This is a genomic window from Paenibacillus sp. OT2-17 (assembly GCF_009827695.1).
Taxonomy (GTDB): Bacteria; Bacillota; Bacilli; order Paenibacillales; family Paenibacillaceae; genus Paenibacillus; species Paenibacillus polymyxa_B.
On the sequence record NZ_WUDQ01000178.1, the window covers coordinates 1 to 6,820 of the forward strand.

A 6,820-nucleotide genomic window follows, 5' to 3' on the forward strand; every position below is an offset into this window, starting at 1 on the left:
CGCTGGTGCCAAAGCACGCGCAAAAGCAACCCGCTGTCGTTGTCCACCTGACAACTGATGCGGATAACGATGCTCAAAACCTTTGAGCCCCGTTAGTTCGACCAACTCTGTGACCCGTTCCTTGATGCGGGTTTTGGAGCTTTTTTTCACTTTCAGGCCAAAGGCAATATTGTCGTAGACGCTCATGTGCTTGAACAAAGCATAGTTTTGAAATACAAATCCGATTCCACGTTCCTGCGGGGACAGCTCGTTTACCCTTTTTCCATGAAAATGAATTTCTCCCGCATCCGGTTGCTCCAGACCCGCCAAAATGCGAAGAATGGAAGTTTTCCCCCCACCACTTGGACCGAGTAAGCCAATAAGATGGCCCGCCTGAATATCAAAAGATACGTCCTTTACTGCATGAAAATTACCGAAATGCTTGTTTAATCCTCTTACTTCCACATGCATATCCGTACACTTCCTTTCCGCTTCTGGACCTGTTCAGGCACAGCAGCAGCCTTGCTTCCCGCAAAGCACGTACCTCATTTGAAATCATTTAATTATTCCAATGTATATACTATGTTTTTTCTTATGTGATACTTTATCAAAGGAAAGTAATTTTCGTCAACTATATATTATATTAGGAATTAAAAGGGTAAAGTATTAGGAAGAAAGGAGATGGAGTTATTGTTGCATACTTTAGAATTATCCACTACACGGCGAGATGAAATGCGCGATATTACACGAGAGGTTGCTTCATTGATCGAAAAAAGCGGGGTCCAACAAGGAACCGCACTTGTTTATTGTCCACACACGACAGCCGGCATCGCCATTAATGAAAATGCAGACCCAGACGTCAAACATGATGTGATATTAAGACTAGATGAAGTTTATCCGTGGGAGCATCCCCAATATCGCCATATGGAGGGAAATACAGCTTCCCACCTAAAATCCATTACGACAGGCCCCTCACAAACGATCATCATCCATGATGGAAAGCTGTTGCTCGGACGATGGCAGGGACTTTATTTTTGTGAATTCGACGGACCACGCAGACGCCAATACCATGTAAAGATCATGAAAGGCTGACGGACCGGGTAAAAAAACAGACCATGATGTTTTCCTACTGGATGCATCATCGTCTGTTAAATTCTTAGTCGCTTTCGCAAAGTAACGTAATGATAAGTCACCGTCATGAAGTGTATACACCCAGAAAAGCGCCCTACATGTTCATGGCTGAAGTGTGTGAATGCAGGTACGCTCATAGGTGTCTGCACAGCAGCTTTACATGCGCTAAAGCAGCGGGCCTAATTTCTTCAAATGTTAAACCGTCCTGAATATAGAATGATACAAAGCCATGCATGGATAAAAACAGACTTTTCGGTACCCTAGAGCAATCTTCCTCCGAATGCCCCTGACCACTCAATTCTTGACGGATCATGGACGCAAATAGTTCCACACAACGGTTTTGCTCTGTGCGACAGTATGCAAATAGTTCTTCATCGTGCATCATAAACATAATTTCGTACTGATATGGATTTTCCAAACCAAAACGGATAAATTCCAGCATCAAGTACTCCAGTCTGCTCAGGCCATCATCAGACGTACCTGTTGCTGCTTGCAGTAGAATCCCACGCAATGTATTAAAATCTTCAATCACAATGGCATAGAACAGTTCAGCCTTCTCTTTAAAATGATAATATAACGAACCATGACTGTAACCCAGATGCTGGCCAATGCTGCGCATTGAAATCGCACGGTAGCCCTTGGTAATAAACAAGTGCCTGGCCGCTTCCAGAATCCGCCCTCTCGACAACTCCTGTTCTACTGCTCTTCTAGCCATATTATTTATTCCCCTTCAATAAAGTAAAGCTGCTCTCCCTCCGACACAAGCGATTGCCCCTGCGTCAAGTCTGTTATCCAGTTGCTGAAGGATTCCGCATCACCAGCCAGCGGCAGACAGGTTAAGGTAACTTTATCCGTAAACATTGTTTCTCCAGTGCGGATGCTGCGATTGCGTAATTCATTTTCCACTTTGCCCAACCAGGTATAATCCAATTCTACAAAAACTTCGCGATGCAGCACACGCGTAATTGCATCCCCTGCCTCGATTGCTGCAACAGCACCATCTGAATATGCGCGAATAAGACCGCCTGCTCCCAGCAAAATCCCACCAAAGTAACGGGTAACAACAATAGCGACATTTTTCAGCTTCTGGTTGCGGATCACCTCCAAAATAGGCTTTCCAGCCGTACCACTCGGTTCTCCGTCATCCGATTGCTTTTGGATTTCGTCTCTTTCCCCAACCATGTAAGCAGAACAATTATGGGTAGCGTTCCAATGCTCTTTTTTGATACGTTCTATGAAAGCAGTTGCTTCTTCCTCAGTTTGAACAGGCTGAATATGACCGATAAAACGGGATTTTCGGATCACAATTTCCTTGTTGCCGGCACCGCGTACGGTTCGGTATTGTTCCAACATACACGTATAACCTTCCTTACTTCATTTTACAAGAAAGCAGTCCCCCGCTTCTGGCAGCTGGTGAACTGCTTTCCTGTACTTTAATTGATGCTATACACTATAACACTTCTGACCGAAATCCTGTTTCGCATCAGAGATTACAGCACTCTTATTCAGACAATCTCGCTTCAAGCTCAGCTTTTTCTTTTTCGAAGCCTGGTTTGCCGAGCAGCGCAAACATGTTCTTCTTGTAAGCTTCTACGCCCGGTTGATCGAACGGATTTACGCCCAACAGGTAGCCGCTGATGCCGCAAGCTTTTTCGAAGAAATAAGCAAGATAGCCGAAAGAGTAAGGGCTCAAGTCAGGAATATTTACAATCAGGTTCGGTACTTGTCCGTCTGTGTGAGCCAGCAATGTACCTTGGAATGCTTTTTTGTTTACAAAATCCACAGTTTTGCCTGCCAGGAAATTCAGTCCGTCCAGATCATCCTCATCTGCTTCGATGGTGATGTGACTAGGTACATTTTCAACTTGGATTACCGTTTCGAAAATGTTGCGGCTGCCTTCCTGAATGAATTGTCCCATGGAGTGCAGGTCTGTCGAGAAATCAACAGAAGCAGGATAAATGCCTTTGTAATCCTTGCCTTCGCTTTCTCCGTACAACTGTTTCCACCACTCGGATACAAAATGAAGAGACGGCTCATAGTTTACGAGAATTTCAATTGCTTTACCTTTGCGGTACAGAGCGTTACGAACGGCTGCATATTGATAAGCCTCGTTCTCAGCTACATTCGGGTTGCTGTACTCTTTGGAAGCGTCTGCCGCCCCCTGCATCATTTCCTCGATGTTAATGCCTGCAGTAGCAATCGGCAACAAGCCTACTGCTGTCAGCACGGAATAACGACCACCCACATCATCAGGAATAATGAAGGATTCGTAGCCTTCCTCGTTAGCCAGTTTTTTCAAAGCACCACGTTCTTTATCCGTCGTTGCATAAATACGCTTGCGTGCTTCTTCTTTACCGTATTTTTTCTCCAGAGCTGCACGGAATACGCGGAATGCGATAGCTGGCTCTGTTGTGGTACCTGATTTAGAAATGACGTTCACTGAGAAGTCTTTTCCTTCAATCAGTTCCAACAGATGATTTACATATGTAGAGCTGATGTTGTTGCCTGCAAAATAGATAGCTGGACCCTTGCGTTGATCTTTAGGCAGCGCATTGTAGAAAGAATGCGACAGCATTTCGATCGCAGCACGTGCTCCAAGGTAAGAACCGCCGATACCGATTACGATCAGTACTTCGGAATCGCTTTGAATTTTAGCAGCAGCCTTTTGGATGCGCGCAAACTCTTCTTTATCATAATTAGTAGGCAGGTCAATCCAACCCAAGAAATCGGAACCTACACCGGTTTGGTTGTGCAGTTGCTCATGAGCCAACTTGATAGGCTCTGCAAAATAATCAATTTCGTGCTGACCTACAAAGGAGAGTGCTTTAGTGTAATCAAAAATAACTTTTTTAGACATGTTTGGAACCTCCTGTTTGGTATTACTAAGACCATGAATACGAACATAAGGACTTAGGAATAGGATACTTTAATTTGCTGGACCTGACAAGCTTGCGTTACCTGTGTATCCTGTGCTTGACAGCCCTTCTTGTAGATAGGGTAGCATGCCCATGCTACAATTAACTGAGATCAACCTGTTTCAATATTCAATTCAAGCCGAACTCGCAATCTGCATCGGACGGCAACTTCCAACAAGAAAGGTGATTAGCAATGAAAAACATCGGATTTATCGGACTGGGCACCATGGGCGCCCCGATGGCATCCAATCTGCTAAAGCAGGGATTCGGAGTCACAGTTTATAATCGTACCGCTTCGCGCTGCGAACCACTGGCAGAGCAAGGCGCACGTACAGCTTCAACCCCTCGTGAAGCAGCTAAAGGTCAGCACTTGGTCATTACCATGGTCAGCGATGATCACTCCATTCGTGACATCTATTACGGCGAAGACGGCGTGTTTGCCGGTCTTACGGCCGGCATGACTGTGATGGACAACAGCACGATTTCACCTGAGCTGGTTAAACAACTGGCCGCCGAAGCGGACAAGCTGGGCTGTTCCTTCATTGATGCACCCGTAACAGGCAGTAAGCCTGCCGCTGTAGACGGCACACTCGTGTTCATGGTTGGCGGTAATGCAGAAGCCATTGCGGCACAATCAGATGTTTTTGATACGTTGGGCAAAAAGGTACTTCATATGGGACCTAATGGCAGCGGAGCCGTAGCCAAGCTCGCTCATAATACGATGGTTGGTATTCATAACCTCGCTCTGGCTGAAGGCTTTGCTATCGCGGCTAAATCCGGCATCCCGGCAGACAGCTTCCTTGAATTGGTACAACTCGGATCGGCAGGCAGCAAGGCCGCTGACCTGAAAGGGCGCAAAATCATTGAACATGATTTTAGCAACCAGTTCTCACTTGCCTTGATGCTTAAGGACTTGAAGCTTGCTTCCTCACTAACAGACAGCCTGTCCATCCCTGCACCTATGTTATCCATTGCCAAAAGCCTGTTTCAAGCCGGGCAAACACAAGGCTACGGCGACGAGGATCTATCCGCTGTCGTGAAGACATACGAAGCATGGATTGGCCGCACCATTGGTGGTCAACCTATCGAATAAGCTGTACCTTTCTTTGTAACCATACGGCTGTGCTTGTGTACATATGGCATAGCTTTAGGGTAAGCACACTTGGCTTGAAAGCTGAGTGTACTTACCCGTTTTGGCTTATTATTCGGGATAAGAACAGCAATAATCAGTTACACTTCGTACTTCCAGCTTAAATGATGACTTTGCAGGTACGTGAAAGGTTGCCGCCCCCTGTATTTCCAGCCATTCTTCAGTACCTGGAAGCAACACTCTCAAATCCCCTGCCAAAATCTCCATGATCTCACGGGAATCCGTGCCGAACTCATACGTTCCTGGCAGCATAATACCCAGTGTAACCTTACTGCCGTCACCCAGGATGACTGTACGGCTTGTAACCTGACCATCGTAATAAACGTTTGCTTTTTTAACTACGCTTACTCCATCAAACTGTGTCATTCGTTATCCCCTCATCTGCTCTCAATGGTTGAATGAATATTGGTGCATCATAACATAGATTTGAATCCAGCTTCAGTATGAAAATACACACCGTATCACCGTATGCTATACACCTGGAATTCAATAGTGATTTTTTTTGCAAAACATCAACTGTATGAAACAAACAGCCGTAAGCCTTTCTCAGGTTACGACTGTCTGTTTTAGATGCTCTGTGTTTTATTTCAACAAAGCTTTCACACGGCTAACAACATTCTCTACTGTAAAGCCGTATTCCTTAATCACGCGGTCGCCAGGTGCGGATGCGCCGAATGTGCTGATACCGAGAATGTCGCCTTGGTCGCCAACATATTTTTCCCAGCCCAGTGGATACGCCATTTCTACAGCCAAACGAGCTTTCACTTCTGGCAGCAGAACGGAATCTTTGTATGCTTTGTCTTGTTTTTCGAACAGATCCCAGCTTGGGAAGCTGATAACACGTACTTGAATACCTTGTTCTGCCAGTGCTTCCTGAGCTTTAACAGCCAATTGTACTTCTGAGCCTGTAGCCAGAATTTGAGCAACCGGTTTGCCGTCAGTTGCATCTGCAACCACATAAGCACCGCGTTTGATACCTTCGCGTGCATGCTCAGCACTAGCAGCCAGGATTGGCAGGTTTTGACGAGTCAATACCAGAGCAACCGGGTTTTTCTTGTTTTCCAGCGTGTAAGCCCAAGCAGCAGAAGTTTCGTTACCGTCCGCCGGACGAATTACTGTCAGGTTCGGGATAATACGCAGGGAAGCCAATTGTTCGATCGGCTCATGAGTCGGACCATCTTCACCCACAGCAATACTGTCGTGAGTCAGAACGTAAGTTACAGGCAATCCCATCAGAGCTGCCAGACGAACGGCTGGACGCAGATAGTCTGTAAATACGAAGAATGTACCGCCGAATACTTTTACACCTTGGTGCAACGCCATGCCGTTCATCGCAGCAGCCATACCAAATTCGCGGATACCGAAATAGATGTTACGGCCGGCGTAGTCTTCTGGCGTAAAGTTCGTCAGGTTGTTCAAATGTGTCATCGTGGAGCTCTCCAGATCGGCAGATCCGCCTGTCAGGAAAGGTACGTTTGGAGCCAGTCCGTTCAGAGCATTACCAGATGCTACACGAGTCGAAACGGCTTTGTCTCCAGTCGTGTATTTCGGAAGATCACGATCCCAGCCTTCTGGAAGATCGCCGTTTACAGCTGTTTCGAACTGCGCTGCCAAATCAGGGTGAGCAGCTTTGTATTTCGCGAAC

At 46.2% G+C, this 6,820-nt stretch carries 8 protein-coding genes; 2 read left to right on the forward strand and 6 right to left on the reverse strand.

Annotated elements, in window-relative coordinates; translation table 11 throughout:
• On the reverse strand, nucleotides 1–450 hold a 450-nt coding region (locus GRP75_RS16510; RefSeq protein WP_160789833.1), incomplete at its 3' end, for a sulfate/molybdate ABC transporter ATP-binding protein.
• Between the two features lie 219 nt (nucleotides 451–669).
• Between GRP75_RS16510 and GRP75_RS16515 the strand changes: the two genes are divergently transcribed.
• A complete protein-coding gene (locus GRP75_RS16515; protein WP_061829625.1) occupies nucleotides 670–1,071 on the forward strand; it encodes a secondary thiamine-phosphate synthase enzyme YjbQ in 402 nt (133 codons plus the stop codon).
• 172 nt (nucleotides 1,072–1,243) lie between these two features.
• Here the strand turns inward: GRP75_RS16515 and GRP75_RS16520 are convergent, their stop codons facing one another.
• From GRP75_RS16520 to GRP75_RS16530, 3 genes are all read right to left on the reverse strand, one after another.
• The gene (locus tag GRP75_RS16520) at nucleotides 1,244–1,825 is read right to left on the reverse strand and encodes a TetR/AcrR family transcriptional regulator (RefSeq protein ID WP_023987636.1); all 582 of its coding nucleotides are present in this window, start codon (nucleotides 1,823–1,825) and stop codon (nucleotides 1,244–1,246) included.
• A gap of 5 nt (nucleotides 1,826–1,830) precedes the next feature.
• Nucleotides 1,831–2,463 carry a YigZ family protein gene (locus GRP75_RS16525; protein ID WP_160789834.1) on the reverse strand — a complete coding sequence of 211 codons (633 nt, stop codon included), beginning with the start codon at nucleotides 2,461–2,463 and terminating at the stop codon, nucleotides 1,831–1,833.
• Between the two features lie 148 nt (nucleotides 2,464–2,611).
• Nucleotides 2,612–3,967 (reverse strand): glucose-6-phosphate isomerase, encoded by a 1,356-nt coding sequence (locus GRP75_RS16530; protein ID WP_013369975.1) that lies wholly within the window; start codon nucleotides 3,965–3,967, stop codon nucleotides 2,612–2,614.
• A 251-nt stretch (nucleotides 3,968–4,218) separates the two neighbouring features.
• On the opposite strand from GRP75_RS16530, the gene GRP75_RS16535 reads away from it, so the two are divergent.
• Entirely contained in the window at nucleotides 4,219–5,118 is a 900-nt protein-coding gene (locus GRP75_RS16535) for an NAD(P)-dependent oxidoreductase (protein WP_160789835.1), read from the forward strand.
• Between the two features lie 108 nt (nucleotides 5,119–5,226).
• Here the strand turns inward: GRP75_RS16535 and ppnP are convergent, their stop codons facing one another.
• Both ppnP and GRP75_RS16545 read right to left on the reverse strand, forming a co-directional pair.
• Nucleotides 5,227–5,541 (reverse strand): pyrimidine/purine nucleoside phosphorylase, encoded by a 315-nt coding sequence (gene ppnP / locus GRP75_RS16540; protein ID WP_023987633.1) that lies wholly within the window; start codon nucleotides 5,539–5,541, stop codon nucleotides 5,227–5,229.
• A gap of 216 nt (nucleotides 5,542–5,757) precedes the next feature.
• The coding region (locus tag GRP75_RS16545; RefSeq protein ID WP_272917212.1) for a transketolase-like TK C-terminal-containing protein at nucleotides 5,758–6,820 on the reverse strand (1,063 nt) is incomplete at its 5' end.

Coding starts and splice junctions, on each gene's coding strand:
- GRP75_RS16520 (WP_023987636.1), bottom strand. CDS start 1,825: ATGGCTAGAAGAGCAGTAGAACAGGAGTTGTCGAGAGGGCGGATTCTG.
- GRP75_RS16535 (WP_160789835.1), top strand. CDS start 4,219: ATGAAAAACATCGGATTTATCGGACTGGGCACCATGGGCGCCCCGATG.
- GRP75_RS16525 (WP_160789834.1), bottom strand. CDS start 2,463: ATGTTGGAACAATACCGAACCGTACGCGGTGCCGGCAACAAGGAAATT.
- GRP75_RS16530 (WP_013369975.1), bottom strand. CDS start 3,967: ATGTCTAAAAAAGTTATTTTTGATTACACTAAAGCACTCTCCTTTGTA.
- ppnP (WP_023987633.1), bottom strand. CDS start 5,541: ATGACACAGTTTGATGGAGTAAGCGTAGTTAAAAAAGCAAACGTTTAT.